We start from the raw sequence: 17505 nt of genomic DNA on the forward strand, positions 1-17505 counted from the left end.
TTAAGTATGATAGGCTTATAAAGTGAATGAAAGGAGAAATTACATTATGAATTATCAGCTTTTAGGAGAAAACATACAGAGAGCAAGAAAGCTACGTGGAATGAATCAGCAGGAACTGGCGGACACCATCGGTATCAATATGCAGAGCCTTTCCAAGATTGAAAGAGGGGTCAACTATCCCACCTTTGACACACTGGAGAAGATAACTGCCACGCTGGGGGTAACACCCAATGAATTGCTGTCTGGGGATTGGAAGAACAAGGCGCACATGGAACAGGACATCTTGAAGTTTTTAGAACATGAGGAAATGTTGAATGTGGAGCTGGCACATGGGGAGTATGATAATTACTTAGACAGCGAGGAAGAATGGAAAGCGTATGAATTGCAGAAGCTACGTGAATATATCGTGGACTACATCAGTTCGGACGAAAGAATAGCTTCTGATTTGTACCCATTGAAAAAGCTGGTACAGCACCAAAAATTCCAGAAGTTAATCGACAGGTATGATGATTTCTACAGTCTTGACCTGTTTGGAGAAACGATTGAGGGGCATAGGAATGTCAATCCATATGATACCCTTGTGGAAGAAAAAGTCATGCTGAATAAACACGTAGACGAAGATAGAGAGATTTTGTCAAAAATGCCAACTGTAAAAGGATTTGAAGATTTAGAGGGGATTGAGTAAAAGACCTTATCCTCTTTGGAGAAGATACCAGAAAGTAAAAAGCCTAGTCAAGAATGCTTCGCACTACTAACGTAGCAGGTTCTTGACAAGGCTTTTTATTTCTTGTGCATGGGTAATCAAGAGGAATAAAGGTGCAAAGTGCTGACGCTATCTTTGACAACAAAAAGGCGACACAAGTTTCACCGTTTGAGTTGACGCTTCATAAGTACGGAAATTGGAAGATTGTAAGATAATTTGTAAACCATAGTCTGTAATAGATTTTACAGACTATGGCTTTTTTACTCCTTCATAAATTTATATATATCAAAATGTCATAAATATGTTATAATCAGAAATGGAATATCACGGTAAAGGCGGTGTATGAGTGGCAAATAAAAATAAATATTCGTTTGATAGCAAAATCCATGTTTATCGAGCTACAAAAAGAATGAGCCAACAAGAACTTGCTGACCTTGTAGGCGTATCACGACAGACTATCATACAGCTAGAAAGAAACCGATACAATCCGTCTATGATGTTGGCATATAGTATTGCGAAAGTATTTGATGTAACAATAGAAGATTTGTTTGATTTTACGGAGGAACAATAATGTTAGAAAAATTTACCATGTTAATGGAAAATAAAATATTTTTGCAAACATCAGCCATATTTGGCTTTCTGCTTTTAGGTCTATTTGTGTACTTTTATTTTTCAAAAGAAGGACGAGATGAGCGTGGCAGAGGATTGATTGCTACAGCTTCGTTTAGCGCTTTTGTTATTCTTTTTATTGTTCTAAATATTTATGCGTATTTTTTGCCTTGGTTTAATGAAAATATAATTCGTTTAGCAAACGGAATACAGTGGGCATATAATTTTGTCCTCTTAACAGCAGTTGTCATGTATTTGATTTTAAAAAAAATTAGATAAGGACTTTGATGTAAACATTGAGGATATATTTGATTTTAAGGAGGAGTACAATGGACTTTATTGAAATACTTTTTATGAGTAAATGGTTTACTCGAATAAATCTTTTAATAGGAACTATTTTAACCATAGCTTTATTGATGTACGCTTTTTCTAAAGAAGGAAAAGATGAAAGAGGACGTGGGATTATTGGAACATCATGTCTTTGGGGGATTGTTGCTTTATTTGTTATTTTGAATATTATTGGGGCTTTATTAAATATATTAGTTAAAAATGTTATGTTAATAGGTAATGCAATACAGTCAACCTTTACATTGATTATTTTGATAATTGATATTTTAATTTTAATATTGAGAAAAATTCGATAAAGACGTATATATACAGGTATTTCATATAAAGATATCTGTATTTTTTTCTTTCTGAATGTAATAAATACTTTACAACAAGAGTGAAATAGTTTATTATATTGGTATGCAGAAAACTGCAATTAGAGGAGGTCATTCGTATGGCAACAGAAAAAACAATACATCAATATCTTAAAGAAGCGGGTTTTGAACCTGTCGAAAACAAAGCAATCATTGTGAAATATGCACCAAGCGATACGTTAAGTGAAAAATTAGCAAGTTTCTTTAGTACAGAGTATTATGTTTTGCAGATGTGTAAAAGTGAGTTAGTTTTAATTCCAGTAAGGGCAATGTCAACCACATTGAAAAAAGACATAGCCTTGCAGCTATCCTATTCTTCTATTCATTCTGTAGAGGTAAAAGCGGAAAAAACGAATTATGCGATTGCAATTATGACTGATACGGATACAATACATCTATTATCGCAGAAAAAAGAGCTGAGCGAGTTTCGTTCTTCTGGAACATTGGCTACGGGACAGAGCTTTTTGAATATAGGGGCAATGGGAACTATGCTCACTAAACCTTTAAATTGGCATAGAGAAAATATAGATGATACTTTGCAAATGTTACAAAGTCTATAAACTATATTATTAAAATTCAAAAAGTGGTAGATTGACTGTCGTGTAACATCGTAAAAAATAATTTGTAGTAGAGGAGGGATATGTAATGGATAACTTATGGCTATATATTTTAATCATTGTACTTATTTTAGGTGGTGGATGTTCATTGGCTGGTACTTGGTGGAGTAAAAAAAGAAACAAGAAAAAGGAAGAAGAAAAATAATTTGATATTGTCTATAAAATCAGGAATTAAGGTAGGTGCGTTTATGGGAAAATATTAGTCGTTTCATTTATGGATGAGGAGGAACAATTATTCCAACAGACAGTCGAATGGTTACCTTCCAAACTTTCCACTACGCCTGTCTTTATGAAACAACAAGTAGCTGAGTTTCAGATAGACCCCTTTACCCGTATCTTTATCAATGACAAAGGAGAAAAAGTATATCTCACTACAAAAGAGTTTGACTTACTCTATTTTCTCTTTTGTCACAGAGGGCAGATTTTTACTAAAGAACACCTATACGAAAGTGTATGGGGTTATGACAATGAAATAGACGGAAGTAATCTAACCTCATTTATACGGAAGTTAAGAAAGAAGATTGAGCCATTTCCAGCCAATCCAAAATATATACTTACCGTCTGGGGTGTCGGCTATAAATCCAACGAAAATATCCCTAATTAAAAGAGAAGTTCAACCCCTTTTTATTGGAAAAAGGATTGGACTTCTTTTTATTTTGGAAATATTTCATCATATCAAGGCTCATTCATTTGTGGTAAATTCGTGGTAAAATGATTGTTTTTTAGTTGCTGAATTACTGATAAATACAGTGTTTATGCAGATAATCTAAATTTATCTATATAATTTATGATTAAATTTTTCATTTTTATACGTCTTTATCTTTTTGTTTAAAAATTCACTTAATACTCCAATATCTTGATTTTAAAAAAATGGATTAATAAACCACATATTATCTTCACTCTGGATAAACATATTGTTTACATCATATAATGATTTGGCAGACTTCAAGACTTCTTCCAATGCTAGTTGGCTTATTACTATTCGAGGATAAACAGAAAAATTACTTTCTATTTCAACCGCTTGAACCAGCCCCTCACTTACAATATAAGTTTTATTTGAATCAAACTCTGAATAATGCTTTCCAAATCCAATTCCACCACGAAAAACAAAACCATAACTCATGAACAATGATGAAATGTTAGATAATCGAAATAAAAAAGCTTTCCAATTAGAAGATATTAATATAATAGAATCTGAAAATACTACACTTTCAACTTTTTCCTCTATACTATCCCCTGTGGAAACTTCTAACGTCTCTCTAACACTTTCCAATAATTTATCATGAGATTTATCGAATGACTCATAAGCGCTAAAATATTGCTTATAATAGTTTAATGCATCGTCGAAATTACTCATTTTATTTTTGAAACCAAGTATATCAACAAAAGCACAGAATTTATAATTTATTTCCACTACTACACCTCCTAATCTCTCAACATTAAATTAAGCACATTATAGCATATAAACCTCAAAGAAAACACCTGATATCCTCCCCAATATTCTCTATTTACACTATTGTGTTATAAATAGATAAGTGCCCCACCCCATTGGGTATTGCTCCTGTTTGAGCAATCTCTTCTATATTATTTTTACCCCCTCCTAAACAATCTTTTCTTCTGTTTACACTAGATATGATATATAGTAAAATATTTATGATCGTATTCTTTTTTCTGTTAGGTATATGGTATTATAACATGAAAGTAATTTAAAATTAAAATTTTATAAATACCATTAATCTAAAGGAATCTGACATGAAAACACTTCTCCCTAAACATCGGCTTACATTTTCTATTCTAACCATATAGAATATTGCAACACTTACTTTTATCACTGGAAGCGGCATTGCCGTTTTGAGTATCTTGCTTCCTTTGTTACTTATACATTACTTTCTTCGGGCACCATTAGCCACTTTATGGCCCTCAATTTAAGAAAATTCATATACAATTTATAAGCGCTGTTTTTCTTACTTTTGTTATTTATTTCTTATTTTTAACAATTCTGTATCTTTAAAACAGTTTATTTTTCACTCTTATTCGCACATTTTTTGCACAGCATGCTTACAGAGCTGAATGTAACCCTATGGGAAAAAATATATAGCACATAGCACTTAAAATCTTCTGGGCGGAAAAACAGCTCACTATTGTCCGAAATGAGTTAATGCAGTATAATGTGATTATTCAATTTAGCTTTGACTAAGAAATAAGTCCAAGTACTCAAGAATGAAGGAGGATTTGTGTGATGAAAAGAGTACGAATTGCGAGTATCGTCATTCTAGTGATTACCTTAATAATTGCGGGGACAAACATGTTCTTTGTAGCACTTCCAGATTGGAGCGTTAGGGTAACCCACATTGTAATGCTCATTGCGCTAATTGCCGTTATTTTTTGTACCGTCAGAATAAGAAATCATGGCGACTGATTACGCTTAACTCTTTTTTATGAAGTATTGGCTGGCCAAGAGGATCATGCCTAATATAAATATTATTACAGCCACAATAATCAAAGAATAATTTAATCCCTTATTATCAATTAAATAACCTATATATGGTAGTAAAACTACTTGAGGTATTTTGGCAAACAAGCTTCTCAGAGAAAAAATAGTTGCTCGGTCTATTTCAATTTCTTTATTTATATATTCTTTAGCAATTGACGGATAAATACCAATTACGATTCTAGGCACTATAATTATTATAATAAACATTTTAGCCGGAATCAGCATTAACAAGGGGGTAAGGAACAGCATAAACAAAAATAGCATAAACATCTTATATCCATTAAACCGTTTAAAGTGATGTGCCACTTTACTACTTATTGAAGATGTCATATATAACAAAAAATATATTATTCCAAAGTATTTAATTGGTATTTTGCGATTTAAGAAAAATAATTGATAGGTTTGCAAAATTGCAACAAGAGCAAAGCCGATTACTGAGGAATATATTATAAGCCACCGAAGCCTTTTTGCTTTAAATATAAGACTAATACCGCCTCTGGCGTTGTTTAAAAATTCTTCAAATAATTCCTTCTAAGATTTATTTTCCAGATGATACTCTTTTATATTTTCCAGCTTTAAAGCCATAACCAATGCTAAGCCACACACCGTGATACTTAATATAAAAGGGTAGTGTTTGTTCATGGTATAAAGATAACCTATGCTTATCGAAATTATCCCCGTTATTAAAAAATTAATAGAATCTAACGCTCCAGATATCTTGGTATAATCATCTTTATTATCCAGAGTCAAATACAAATATGTCTCATCCGCCCCTGAAGAAAGCACCTTACACAATGCAATAAACACTTCACATAACACGAAACTTATGAATGTCGGGAATATCATAATAATTATATTAGAAAATATGTAACATAAAACGGCAAAAACCATACTGATCTTATACCCAAATAAATCTGAAATTATCCCCGTCGGCACTTCAAGAAATATTATCAATATCGTTTCTATACTTGTTAAAATAAAAATTTGATTTACCGACAGCCCTTCTGAATAAGCATACATAACAAATATAGGATCAATCAGCATTGTTAAGAACAATATTTTATACCATTTAAAATAAACTAAATTTCTATTCATAGATTCCATATTGAATAGGCGCATTACTGCTTTCCTCCCCAGTAATCTTTCCTAATTTACCGTCCCCTACTCAACGTTAAATCTCTCTGTCACGAGCTGACCGCCATCCGTATTTCCATCGGAACGCTCATACGCCTCTATAACAGAGCCGTCTGGTTTGGTAATCACAAGATAGAATACTTGCTCCTCTTCAATGAGCATAGGATATACCGTATAGGGTGATTTTACCCCATTCTTTTTGTTATCTTTAAAATCTTCATAGGCATCTTTCAAACGCCAAAATTCGCACCACGTTCCATCTTCAGAAATCTGATATTTTCCAAAGTATGACGCTTCATAGCTCTTCCCGTTCACTTCCAGAGTATCAACCTTCAATGGCTCGATATCTTTGGATATCCAAGTCAAATCTTCCGAGTGGACGATATCTCCATAATGCTGCTTTAACTGATTTCCCATACAGGGAACCGTACCCGTCATATATTCCATATCGTCAAGCCCTGTGTGCGCCTTGCCGAAGATACCCATAATGTTCTCCCCATCCAGTGAATCGAATTCCCGGATAAAGTTTTCTGTCATAGTATTTTCACGGTATACATCGGACCTCTTCGAACGATACTCCTTTCCCTGCCCGGCCCCTTCTTTTGCCAACTTATATTGTTTTGTATCTTTCAATCCGTTCTGCTCCAGATATTCCAGATACCGCTTTTCTGTAGTGTCATACTGATGTCCGACATCTATCCCGTGAAAAACCGTATCGGGACACTCCTCCTTTATCCGTTTATAGAAGTCTATTGCAAGAGGGTTTTGCGCCAATGTTCCTGTCCAGTCCTCGTATAACGCATCTAAAATATCATCATTATCCGACTCCATCCATATATTTAAAAATTCGCCGCCGGCATACGATAATTCGATAAACAAATGACGCATACCGTCATTGTGGTAATAGTCCTTCCATATTTCCAATTCCTTTTGTAATATTTTTTCTTCTGCGTGTTGTTCTCCGTATAAATAAATTTGTCCGGGTGACTGTGTTTCCGGTTTTGCCGTACAGGCCGTGATCCCAAACAGCATAGTTATCGCGATGACAAGTGCACCCCATTTTTTCTTTTTCATAAATCTATGTCCCCCCTGTATTCACAAAATAGCAATCGCCATTAAGTGAATTATAGCACATATAAAATGTTAATGTCGGAATCTTTTCACCTTCTTATGGTCTTCATAACTTTTGTTAGCTTTGGTACGATACATATAATATTACCTCACACTGCCTCAGTCAAAAACAACTCCGGCCTTTCACAAGCCGGAGTTGTTTTAATACAGAGTCCAATCCCCTACTCGACGATAAATCCCTCTGTTATGGGCTGACCGTCATCCGTATTTCCATCAGAACGCTCATAATCCTTTATAACAGAGCCGTCTGGCTGGGTAATCACAAGATAGAATACTTGTCCCTCTTCAATGAGCATTGGATATGCCCTATAGATTGATATTACCCCATTCTTTTTGTTATCTTTAAAATCTTCATAGGCATCTTCCAAACGCCAAAATTCGCACCACGTTTCATCTTCAGAGATCTGATGTTTTCCAAAGTATAACGCTTCATAGCTCTTCCCGTTTACTTCCATAGTATCTACTCTCAGTGGTTCGATATCTTTTATTATCCAAATCAAATCTTCTGAGTGAACGATATCACCATAATGCTGCTTTAGCTGGTTTCCCATACAGGGAACCCTACCCGTCTCGGACTCCATAGCATCAAGCCCTGTATGCGCTCCGCCAAAGATACCCATAATGCTCTCCTCCTCCAGCGAATCGAATTCCCGGATAAAGTTTTTTACCATTACATTTTCACGATATACCTCAGACCTCTTTGAGCGGTACTCTTTTCCTTGTTCAGCCCCTTCTTTTGCCAACGTATACTCTTCTGTATCTTCCAATCCGTTCTGCTCCAGATATTCCAGATACCGCTTTTCCGTAGTTTCATACTGATGCCCGACATCTATCCCATGGAAAATCGTATCGGGACATTCCTTCTTTATCTGTTTATAGAAATCCAGTACAAGGGGATTATGTCCCAATGTTCCTTCCCAATCCCCGTATAAAGCATTTAAAAAATCATCATTATCCGACTCCATCCACAAATTTAGATGTTGGCCGCCGGCATAGGAATACTCAACGAACAAGTGACGCATACCGTCATTGTGGTAATGCTCCTTCCATATCTCCAATTCCCTCTGTAATATTTTTTCTTCTGCGTGCTGTTCCCCGTATAAATATATTTGTCCGGGTGACTGTGTTTCCGTCTTTTCGGAGCAGGCTGTGCTCCCACACAGTAAAGTGATCGCAACGACAAGTGCGCCCCATTTTTTCATAACCACCTCTTATTTCAAACTATTGATTATCATTATATGGAATTAAACCATGAAATTGAAAGCTCATCATCCTTTATGTTTAACACCAGATTTTCCTTTGTTTTTTCGTTATACCAGTTATATGAATTTTTATCTCCTTTACCTTCCTTTCCATATCTTTCTCGTAATTTTTCCAGCACCTGACTCTCTAGTTCCTTTTTGGGATTTTTCACACCCCATTTAATATAACTTATTACATTTGCTGACAATGAAATTGCATTATAGCTTACTTCCCCTTCAGCACCGCAGATTTTAGCAGTATCTTTATAAAATGCAAAGCCCTCCAAATCAATGGAACTTTCGGCTGTAGCAGGAAGCTTATCCACATTTTGATTGAGATAATTGACAAAAGCGAACTCATCCTCTATTGGGTTGCCCTTCGCGTCATATAAGGGTACTTGTTTTTTAGCCGGTATCAATGCCCCCAGTATATTAAATGCTGAAGAATAATTATCAATCTTTTGTTGTTCGGAATCCTTGTAAGATGTAATATTTCCGGATGGGGCCAGCGCTAATTCTGCCAGCGCATTGAACGTAGTATGTACTTGCAGCGCCGCATCATAACATTTTTGAAGTTCCTCCGGACATTTCTGTAATTCTTGAATATAAGTGTTGAGCTTGCTCTGGATATCTTTTACATGCGTCAACTTCTTCTGGATGTCCTCATCATTATAAACATTTTGAATTGCCCCGTTAAAATCACTTGTTCCGGTTATGTACTTATTCGTCTCTTTATTATACTTCTTATAAATAGAATCTACCCACACATTAATTGTCAATACACAGACAGATTCGGCATCGGTGGCGCCGCTATAGCTAGACGAATATAATGCGTTTAAGTTATCCACAGCACTATTATACTCTCGTATTTTACGAACCTCGGCCTCCTGCTGCTCACGGATTTTTGCATTTCTCTGTGATACTATAATGCCTATAATAATGCATAACAAGGCTGCCGCCCCCAAAACCGCGCCGATAATGACTCCTTTTTTTGATTTACCTGCCGGCTTAGCTGTATCCGCCTTGGCACTTCTATATCCTTCCTCCGGAGCTGCTCCATTCATAATAGGCTGTTCATACCCCGTTTCTACCTCTTCGCTAATCAAACATTCCTCTTTTGCTTGTATCGGGCACCCACATTCCGGGCAACTGTCAGCTTTGTCGCTAATCTCTTTTCCACACTCTGGACACTTTATTAATGCCATAATTTTTCCTCCCTCATATTTAAAAATATACTAATTCATAATTCTCTCTTACTACTCATACGGTTCATAGACAAAAGTATCTGCTCCCACTTCTTTTTTCAGGCTGGTTCCTTCTCTTGTAAAAACAGCTTTAATCTCATAATTATTTTTTTCAACCAAGGTTTCACCCTCTAAGATATGGTATCTTCTACCACTTTCTGTAGCACTTAATCTCACCTTAAGCTTCTCTGGTTTCTTTCCTTTGACAGCGTAATCGTCTGCATAATAAAATCGAAGTTCCCCATCACGGTAAGTAGCTTCAATAATAAGAAAATCATCTGCTATATCTGACTTTTTATCGGAAGACTCCGTTTGTATCCACTTACCTAAGAACCCGCTGTCCAGCGCCCTCTTAATTTCACTTTTCATGTGCTCGCTGTCTTCTACCTCAGCATCCATATCCATAAGTTTTTCATACGCTTCTGATATTTTCAAGTTGGCCGCCAAGTCAGAAGCCTCCTGATAAAGCATCTTATTTCTGGCTTCGCTCATCTCCTCTTCCAAGTTCTGATATCTGAACTTTCCTTTAATGTTGCACCATTTTTCATATGCTTCTTTATACTGCTGATTTAAAAAATAGTATTTACCAAAATAGTATATGCCTTCTTCATAACCGGAATCCTCGAGTATTTGCAATGCCTCCAATGTGGTATCTGTCGTCTGTCCTTTGTCAATATCCTGTTTAACACCTTGATAGAGTGAATCTATATACAATTCCACACTGTCTTTATAGTCTTGTATTCTTCCGTAAAGTCTGGCTGCATCAAAATATTCGCCTTCCTGATACTTATTAAACGCCATCAAGTAATTGGTCTTTCTTTGTATGAATTCTTCCGCTTTCTGATACTGTTCATCACTATCTTTGTAGCCTGACGATTTGGCAAAATAATCTTTGGCTTCAGCATATTCTTCCTGCTCCATGCAAGTAATGCCCTGCTCATAATTTCGTGAGGGTATAATCTCCTTGTTGATATACATGTAAACCGCCACAACTACACAAAGGACTCCAATAATCACTCCAACACGCAGCGCTATCTTTCTTCCCTTTTTAATACGCTCTTTTCTTTCTGCTGCCTTTTCAACCTTAATCCGTTGCTGCTCTTCTTGCGCTTTCTGTTCTTTTTCCCTGCGGATTTCAAGATTTTTCTCTAGCTTTTCCTTTAAGGTAATTTCAGTCCACCACTCATACTCCTTTTGGCAGCATGGACATACTGTATCCTCCTTTAAATAATAAGTTCCACACGGACAAAATCGGATATTTTCTAATTCACATGGAAAGTAAACATCCTGACATACCACCCTTTCTTCACTCAGCTCAGTGAGCAATTCCTCGTAGAGTTCTTCGTTAAGACAGCGTTGTAGCGGCTGTTTTGGGGGTAATGGATTATAATTTTTATTTTCTTCATTACACCAAACTGTTTCATCTACAAACACAATTTTTGTACAGGTCAGCAGTACGTTTCTGGTTCGATTATTAGGAAGGCTTATTGGAATATCCCCTCCAAATATTGCCAATGACTGAACGCTTAAATCCAGATAAATAAATTGAGCAGCATTTTCCAACGGCTCATTTCCCGGCCCGCTGCAAAAAATTTTAACATAAACTGCCTTGATAATCTTATGGCCTAGATTCTGAAACTTAAATTGGGCCAGAACCTCATTCTTTTCTCTGTCGTAGGTCAGACCAGAATTTATCAATAATAAAGGGCAATCTTTTAAGTACTCTTCTCTATATGTTCTTTTTAGGATTTCATATCGCTCCATTTATCTCCCCCCTTCTCAAGATGTATACGCTTACAACTCGGGAATCTTTTCTTCATCTGGCCTTATAGACAAGAACAAAGCCGCCGTACCTGTAATAGCGCTAATAATAAAGCATCCCGTCCCCATTACGGCATACGCTGTAAAATACGTACCATTGATGATATAGTTATACGCGTCTCCTCCTACATAGGCATTGATACTTGTTTTACTATAAGAAAACTCTGAATCCGGATTTTTATAACTGTTCTTTTTATAAAATCCTACCGACAACATAATAATACCTAGCACGATAAATAGGATTGCCAGCACCTTTAAATACTTTATTGCCTTCTCCTTACTCATAAATCCCCCTCCTCTTCTTCGTCTATTTGTACAAATAAATTATATCATATTCGACATTCTTCGTCACTATTAAATAATTTGTTCTGCCAACTGCAGGTGGGTTTTATGACTCTTTTCATCGGAATCAGCATTAACGTGGCATGAGAATTAAAAAAGACAATCGAAACCGATTGTCTTTCTATTTTACATATAGCTTTCTATTTCTCAGATAAGCCAAAGTTCTCAGGCACAACAGGATTTTCCTTCTGCTTTATCGGAACAATAGCATTTTGTGGTTCAACAGGATCGCCTACCGTATAGTCGTCCCCCATCTCCTCGTCCGGGCAGACCGTTGTCCATGCCATCTCCATTACATCGTCAACGGTAAGGCCGCTCTTTGTAATAATTCCAAGGCGCAGATAGTCTTCAGCAATCTCACGAAGCGCATTTTCAGTAAATGCATCCGAAAGTCCAAAGTGCAATGAATCCCAGAACTCCATCTGGTTTTGTTTTTCACCGGTCATCTTATTTGTATCGAACATAGTCTGGACTGCCTCTTCAGAATTGAGACGGTTATACTCTCCGGCACGTTTGATTGCTTTCACTACATACTTTGCATGTACAGGGTTCTTTTCAATAAAGTCGTTGTTCATAGCGGTCACACAGCAGGCCTCGTCCTGAAATTCTTTGCTGTATGAAATGGAGCAGATCATACGCATATCTTCACGGTAGTTAGCCAGTACAAAATAATCCGAGAAAATAGAAGCGTCTACTTCGCCGCTCTCCATAGCCGCTACAGTCGCCGCGCTATCGTTAATATCTAAGAACTCTACGTCCTTGGTAGGATCGACTCCATATTCATCCAATAAGCGGTAACAGATATTCTGGTCGGAATTCCCGATACCGTCATGAATAGCTATTTTCTTGCCAACCAGATCTTCTGCAGTCTGGATATCGCTGTCAGCAGGCACAAAAATTGATTTACAGCCGATATGGGAACCTGCCACAAATGTCATATTAACATTGTTCGTAATAGGAACCAGCATGGTGGCAATATGATCCGTTCCCCACATGCACTGCCCTGTACCTACTGTCTCCACGACAGAGCTGCCCTCCACATAGGAAGCGTTAATTCCATATTCTTCATAATAACCGAGAACCTCAGCCATATATTTTGCGGATACACAAGCGCCGCCGTTGAAAAGATAATTAAGCTCCGTACCAAATGCAGGTTCTTTCTGCATTGCCTCCCAGTCTTCCTCTGATACGGCTTCTGGGCGTTCCAAAGTTTTTCCCGCTTCTTTTTTGGAAGAATCCTCTTTTTTAGACTCTTCCTTCTGTCCGCAGGCAGCGAGTGACAGTGTCATGACTACAGCTAGCGCCGCTGCCATAAATCGTTTTAATTTCATAATACATACCTCTCTTTTCATAATGCTATTTATCCATAAAATCATGGGAACTGCAGCAATTCCTCAGATTCATGGGAACATGATACATAGTAGATGCCCCTATCTCCTGCCTCCAAAGTGGAGTCTGTTGAGAATTTCATTGCGGTACTCTACAAAAACGGCAGAAGAGCGGTCTCTGGGATACTCTTCTTCTATTTTAATATCAGCTACCACCCGCCCGGGATTCGCGTCCATGACAATGACACGGGTTCCCATATAGATGGCTTCATCCACATCATGCGTGACCATCATAGCAAGCTGCTGATTCTCATGCCAGATTTTGAGGATTTCATCCTGCATATTCATACGAGTAAAGGCATCCAGCGCTCCTAATGGCTCGTCCAGAAGGAGAATGTCGGGTTCACTGATTAGGGAACGCACAAGCGCCACCCTCTGTGCCATCCCTCCTGATAACTGTCCCGGATAATCCCGCCGGAATGACTCCAACCCGATTACCCTCAGCATCTGCTCTACTTTCTCTTCATTGCCCTTCAGTTTCCCCTGCATCTTTAGGCTAAACGCAATATTCTTCTCCACCGTCAGCCATGGGAACAATGTAGGCTTCTGGAACACCATGCTGCGCTCCGGCGACGGTTCCCGAACCTCATTCCCATTTACGGCCACCCTGCCGGTAGTCGGGTGAATCAGCCCTGCCACNTCCAACCCGATTACCCTCAGCATCTGCTCTACTTTCTCTTCATTGCCCTTCAGTTTCCCCTGCATCTTTAGGCTAAACGCAATATTCTTCTCCACCGTCAGCCATGGGAACAATGTAGGCTTCTGGAACACCATGCTGCGCTCCGGCGACGGTTCCCGAACCTCATTCCCATTTACGGCCACCCTGCCGGTAGTCGGGTGAATCAGCCCTGCCACCAGCCGGAGAATTGTGGATTTGCCGCAACCGGAAGGTCCTACCAGACTGATGAACTCGCCTCCATTGAGTGTCAGGTCAATCTCATTTAAGGCATGGGTCACTTCATCGTTCTCCACCTTTGCAAAACTTTTTGATACCCGTTCCAATTTTAACGTAACATTTTTCTCCGCCATCTATTTTACAACTCCATTCTGCCATCTCAACACCCGGCGCTTAATCAGGTCAAGCCCCTTTGTAACAACAGTAAAAATAAAGCAAATCACAAACAATGCAGCAAACATTTTATCATAACTTGCCCAGGATTTAGCCCATGTCATATACCAGCCAAGCCCAGCCTTAACTCCCATCATCTCTGCAATCATAATTGCGACGCAGGCAGAGCTCATAGCCTGTGTGCACCCCTGCAGAATAGAAGGCATAGCATGCGGAATGGCAACTCTGAATATCAGCTGTCTGTCACCTGCTCCCAGTGTCCTTGCCGCTTCGAAAAAGTCTTTATCCACATTAGAAATACCTGTCATAGATGCGACAGTAACCGCGAACCATGATCCCAGTGCAATAATAAATACCGCGCCTTTAAATAGAGAAGTAGCTACGACCATCACTATCGGTATCCAAGTAGATGTAGGAATGGGACCCAGAAATTTGATAACCGGATTTACCCAATATCTCGCTCTTTCTGAATATCCACAAGTGATGCCGGTGACAAGCCCAAGGCCCACACCTATAAAATATCCTAAGAACAACAGCCGCAATGTATGCAGTGTACTTTCTATTAGATAAGCACGGTCAATCCATGCGATATTTAAAATGTAATTCATGCACGGAACAAACGGTTGCGTCAAAATACCTGTCTTTAACGTCAGATAATCGTATCCTGCAAGTAATAAAAACAATACCGCGTACAATGGTGCCTTATATAAAAGTTTGTCTATGACTTTCTTATCTCGCCTTATTCTTTTCACTATGGCGAACAAAAAGTAAACGCAGTACGCACAGATAAATGCAATGATTACTCCCAGATATGTACCCGGATTATCGTTAGGACTTCCGTCCGGTATAATAAGATACTCCAAAATAGCGATAACACCACAAATTATTGGAAGAAACATTATCACCCAGTCTAATATAATCCGTCCCCGAGTTTTTTTCTTTTCCTCCAATTCACGCAGCTGCTGTCTGGTCAGCTTGCCGGTATGGCCTGTCTCTCTTTCTTCTGAGCATTTTTCATTCTTTTGTACCATAAGGCATCCTCTCCTCGTATCTCATAATTAACTGCTGTCTTAGTTTAACAAACACGATTGTTTAAGTAAAATTCAAAATTATAATGATTCTTCAAAGTCATTTGTTTTTTCTATATACTATATACAAAATTAAAAAAACCTCTGCTTCTCCATTTAAAAAGAAAAGCAGAGGTTTTTATATACCTGTACACTATTCAGTTACTAAAGAAATCTCTTCCGCCAACTGCGGGTAGGCTTTCAGTTCACTCTCAATATAGCTTTCTAAAAAGGCCTTCATGCTATTCCGGCTGTAACGGTTTCCATGGATAATCTGTCCAAGACGCCGGACCGTATTTTCCACCGTATCATCTACAAGGATATAGTCATACTGTGCGGCACCAAGTATCTCCTCCTGTGCATAGTCAAGGCGTTCTTTGATTACCTCGTCGCTCTCGGTATGCCTCTCATAGAGCCGTCGCTCCAGTTCCTCCCAAGACGGCGGCATCAAGAAGATAAGTGTTGCGTCCGGACAAAGTACCCGTATCTTCATCGCCCCGATAATATCCGCCACTAATATTACATTCTTCCCCGCATTCCTCGCATCCTCTATTGTTTTTCTCGGGGTTCCATACCCGTTTCTATTATAGTAAGAATGCTCTAACAACTGGTTCGACCGCGCCGCCCGCTCAAATTCCAGATGTGAGACGAAGAAATAGTCTTTGCCGTCAACTTCACCCTCATGAGGCTCGCGTGTCGTCATAGATACGCATTTTACTGCATTGGGATGCTCAGCCAGATACTGTTTAATCGCAGTACGCTTACCAACTCCACTCGGTCCGGATATAATTATCAACTGCCCTTTTTCCGCTATTTTATCAAAATATTCTTTTCGTTCACTCATACGCAACTTCACCTTTCTTTTTTCGCTCTTATTTTTCCTATATTTACATTATAATTGTTTATTGTCTGAAACGTCAACCAAAGATAATTTGTTAACAAACATCTTCCAAAATTAACTATACGCTTTGTGTAAAGTTTGCTTGACACGCGCTTCCCAACGTACTATACTGAAAATGTAAAGTTTACTGTACAGCAACAGGGTGACCAAATTGTTAAATTCGCTGGGTAATATATACATTGACAAAAACAAATAAATATAGTACATTTGTATCAAGCGTATAGTACAATAATACAATATTCAAATATATTATCAAAAGGAGAGAGTCATGATTGAGATTAAGAACTTATCTAAAATTTTCAAACTTAACAAAAAGCAGATGGCAGAGCTAAAGACCAAAGATCCTGTGAAGACAGCCGTGGACGATTTAAGCCTGACTGCAAAGAAAGGAGAAATCTACGGTCTGCTTGGCCCCAACGGCGCAGGGAAAACTACGACGCTGCGTTGTATTGCCACCATTATCAAGCCTACAAAGGGTGAGATATATGTCAACGGGCATGAAGTACAGAAGGAGCCGGAGGCTGTGCGCACCAGCATCGGTTTTCTGACTAGTGACATTAAGCTGGATGAACAGTTCGATGTGGATTATATGTTCCAGTTCTTCGGCCGCCTCCATAACGTCCCTAAAGATGTGCTGAATCGAAGAAAGGAAGAGCTTTTTACATATTTTGGCATAAAAGAATTTGCCCATAAGCAAATCAAAGAGTTATCCACCGGTATGAAGCAAAAGGCAGCGATTGCAGTCAGTCTTGCTCACAATCCTGATATCGTGATTTTCGATGAGCCCACCAACGGCCTTGATATCATTACCGCCAGAAGCGTAACCGACTATTTAAAGAAACTGAAGGACGAGGGCAAATTAATCATCGTATCCACCCACATTATGTCCGAAGCGGAAAAGTTGTGTGACCGCATAGGAATTATCGTGGATGGACGGAAAATTGCGGAGGGTACATTGGGCGAGCTTCTTCATGAGACTGGAGCCGAAGATTTAGAGGACGCCTTTTTTGAATTATATAGAAATAGAAAGGAGGAAGCATAAG

17 protein-coding genes and 2 pseudogenes are annotated in these 17505 nt (G+C 38.3%); 7 read left to right on the plus strand and 12 right to left on the minus strand.

Translation table 11 applies throughout. The features are described from left to right. The first annotated feature begins 46 nt into the window (after window positions 1-46). The 6 genes from BN6465_RS19385 to BN6465_RS19410 all read left to right on the plus strand — a co-directional run bounded on the left by BN6465_RS19385 (window position 47) and on the right by BN6465_RS19410 (window position 3234). Window positions 47-685 carry a helix-turn-helix domain-containing protein gene (locus tag BN6465_RS19385; protein WP_066738323.1) on the plus strand — a complete coding sequence of 213 codons (639 nt, stop codon included), beginning with the start codon at window positions 47-49 and terminating at the stop codon, window positions 683-685. A gap of 364 nt (window positions 686-1049) precedes the next feature. Further along, window positions 1050-1274 carry a helix-turn-helix transcriptional regulator gene (locus tag BN6465_RS19390; RefSeq protein WP_066738325.1) on the plus strand — a complete coding sequence of 75 codons (225 nt, stop codon included), beginning with the start codon at window positions 1050-1052 and terminating at the stop codon, window positions 1272-1274. Further along, window positions 1274-1591 (plus strand): hypothetical protein, encoded by a 318-nt coding sequence (locus BN6465_RS19395; protein WP_066738327.1) that lies wholly within the window; start codon window positions 1274-1276, stop codon window positions 1589-1591. The genes BN6465_RS19390 and BN6465_RS19395 overlap by 1 nt, the downstream gene beginning before the upstream one ends. A 50-nt stretch (window positions 1592-1641) precedes the next feature. Then, the gene (locus BN6465_RS19400) at window positions 1642-1956 is read left to right on the plus strand and encodes a hypothetical protein (protein WP_066738329.1); all 315 of its coding nucleotides are present in this window, start codon (window positions 1642-1644) and stop codon (window positions 1954-1956) included. Window positions 1957-2093: 137 nt separating this feature from the next. Continuing rightward, a complete protein-coding gene (locus BN6465_RS19405; protein ID WP_066738332.1) occupies window positions 2094-2573 on the plus strand; it encodes a hypothetical protein in 480 nt (159 codons plus the stop codon). Between the two features lie 271 nt (window positions 2574-2844). Next, entirely contained in the window at window positions 2845-3234 is a 390-nt protein-coding gene (locus BN6465_RS19410; RefSeq protein WP_082891801.1) for a winged helix-turn-helix domain-containing protein, read from the plus strand. Window positions 3235-3492: 258 nt separating this feature from the next. Here BN6465_RS19410 and BN6465_RS19415 read toward each other — a convergent pair whose 3' ends face one another. The 12 genes and pseudogenes from BN6465_RS19415 to gmk all read right to left on the minus strand — a co-directional run bounded on the left by BN6465_RS19415 (window position 3493) and on the right by gmk (window position 16405). Then, a complete protein-coding gene (locus BN6465_RS19415; protein ID WP_066738335.1) occupies window positions 3493-4044 on the minus strand; it encodes a hypothetical protein in 552 nt (183 codons plus the stop codon). A gap of 1611 nt (window positions 4045-5655) precedes the next feature. After that, the gene (locus BN6465_RS19430; protein ID WP_066738348.1) at window positions 5656-6243 is read right to left on the minus strand and encodes an MFS transporter; all 588 of its coding nucleotides are present in this window, start codon (window positions 6241-6243) and stop codon (window positions 5656-5658) included. Between the two features lie 42 nt (window positions 6244-6285). After that, entirely contained in the window at window positions 6286-7332 is a 1047-nt protein-coding gene (locus BN6465_RS19435) for a hypothetical protein (RefSeq protein WP_066738350.1), read from the minus strand. Window positions 7333-7550: 218 nt separating this feature from the next. Beyond that, on the minus strand, window positions 7551-8591 hold the full coding sequence (locus tag BN6465_RS19440; RefSeq protein ID WP_066738353.1) for a hypothetical protein: 1041 nt from the start codon (window positions 8589-8591) through the stop codon (window positions 7551-7553). 32 nt (window positions 8592-8623) lie between these two features. Then, window positions 8624-9835 carry a zinc ribbon domain-containing protein gene (locus tag BN6465_RS21295; protein WP_066738356.1) on the minus strand — a complete coding sequence of 404 codons (1212 nt, stop codon included), beginning with the start codon at window positions 9833-9835 and terminating at the stop codon, window positions 8624-8626. 51 nt (window positions 9836-9886) lie between these two features. Further along, on the minus strand, window positions 9887-11638 hold the full coding sequence (locus tag BN6465_RS19450; protein WP_066738359.1) for a hypothetical protein: 1752 nt from the start codon (window positions 11636-11638) through the stop codon (window positions 9887-9889). A 30-nt stretch (window positions 11639-11668) separates the two neighbouring features. Then, on the minus strand, window positions 11669-11980 hold the full coding sequence (locus BN6465_RS19455; protein WP_066738362.1) for a hypothetical protein: 312 nt from the start codon (window positions 11978-11980) through the stop codon (window positions 11669-11671). Between the two features lie 197 nt (window positions 11981-12177). Continuing rightward, window positions 12178-13368: an ABC transporter substrate-binding protein gene (locus tag BN6465_RS19460; protein WP_154670295.1), complete on the minus strand. Its 1191-nt coding sequence runs from the start codon at window positions 13366-13368 to the stop codon at window positions 12178-12180. Between the two features lie 99 nt (window positions 13369-13467). Beyond that, a pseudogene (locus BN6465_RS21795) lies at window positions 13468-14064 on the minus strand (ABC transporter ATP-binding protein); the annotation flags it as partial. Between the two features lie 3 nt (window positions 14065-14067). After that, window positions 14068-14454: pseudogene (locus BN6465_RS21800) on the minus strand (ATP-binding cassette domain-containing protein); the annotation flags it as partial. Beyond that, window positions 14455-15525, minus strand: a complete 1071-nt coding sequence (locus tag BN6465_RS19475; RefSeq protein ID WP_066738366.1) for an ABC transporter permease — start codon at window positions 15523-15525, stop codon at window positions 14455-14457. A 190-nt stretch (window positions 15526-15715) separates the two neighbouring features. Continuing rightward, window positions 15716-16405: a guanylate kinase gene (gmk, locus tag BN6465_RS19480; RefSeq protein ID WP_066738372.1), complete on the minus strand. Its 690-nt coding sequence runs from the start codon at window positions 16403-16405 to the stop codon at window positions 15716-15718. A 325-nt stretch (window positions 16406-16730) separates the two neighbouring features. On the opposite strand from gmk, the gene BN6465_RS19485 reads away from it, so the two are divergent. Next, entirely contained in the window at window positions 16731-17504 is a 774-nt protein-coding gene (locus BN6465_RS19485) for an ABC transporter ATP-binding protein (protein ID WP_066738373.1), read from the plus strand. Window position 17505: the final 1 nt, after the last annotated feature.

Source organism: Bariatricus massiliensis (assembly GCF_900086725.1).
GTDB lineage: Bacteria > Bacillota > Clostridia > Lachnospirales > Lachnospiraceae > Allocoprococcus > Allocoprococcus massiliensis.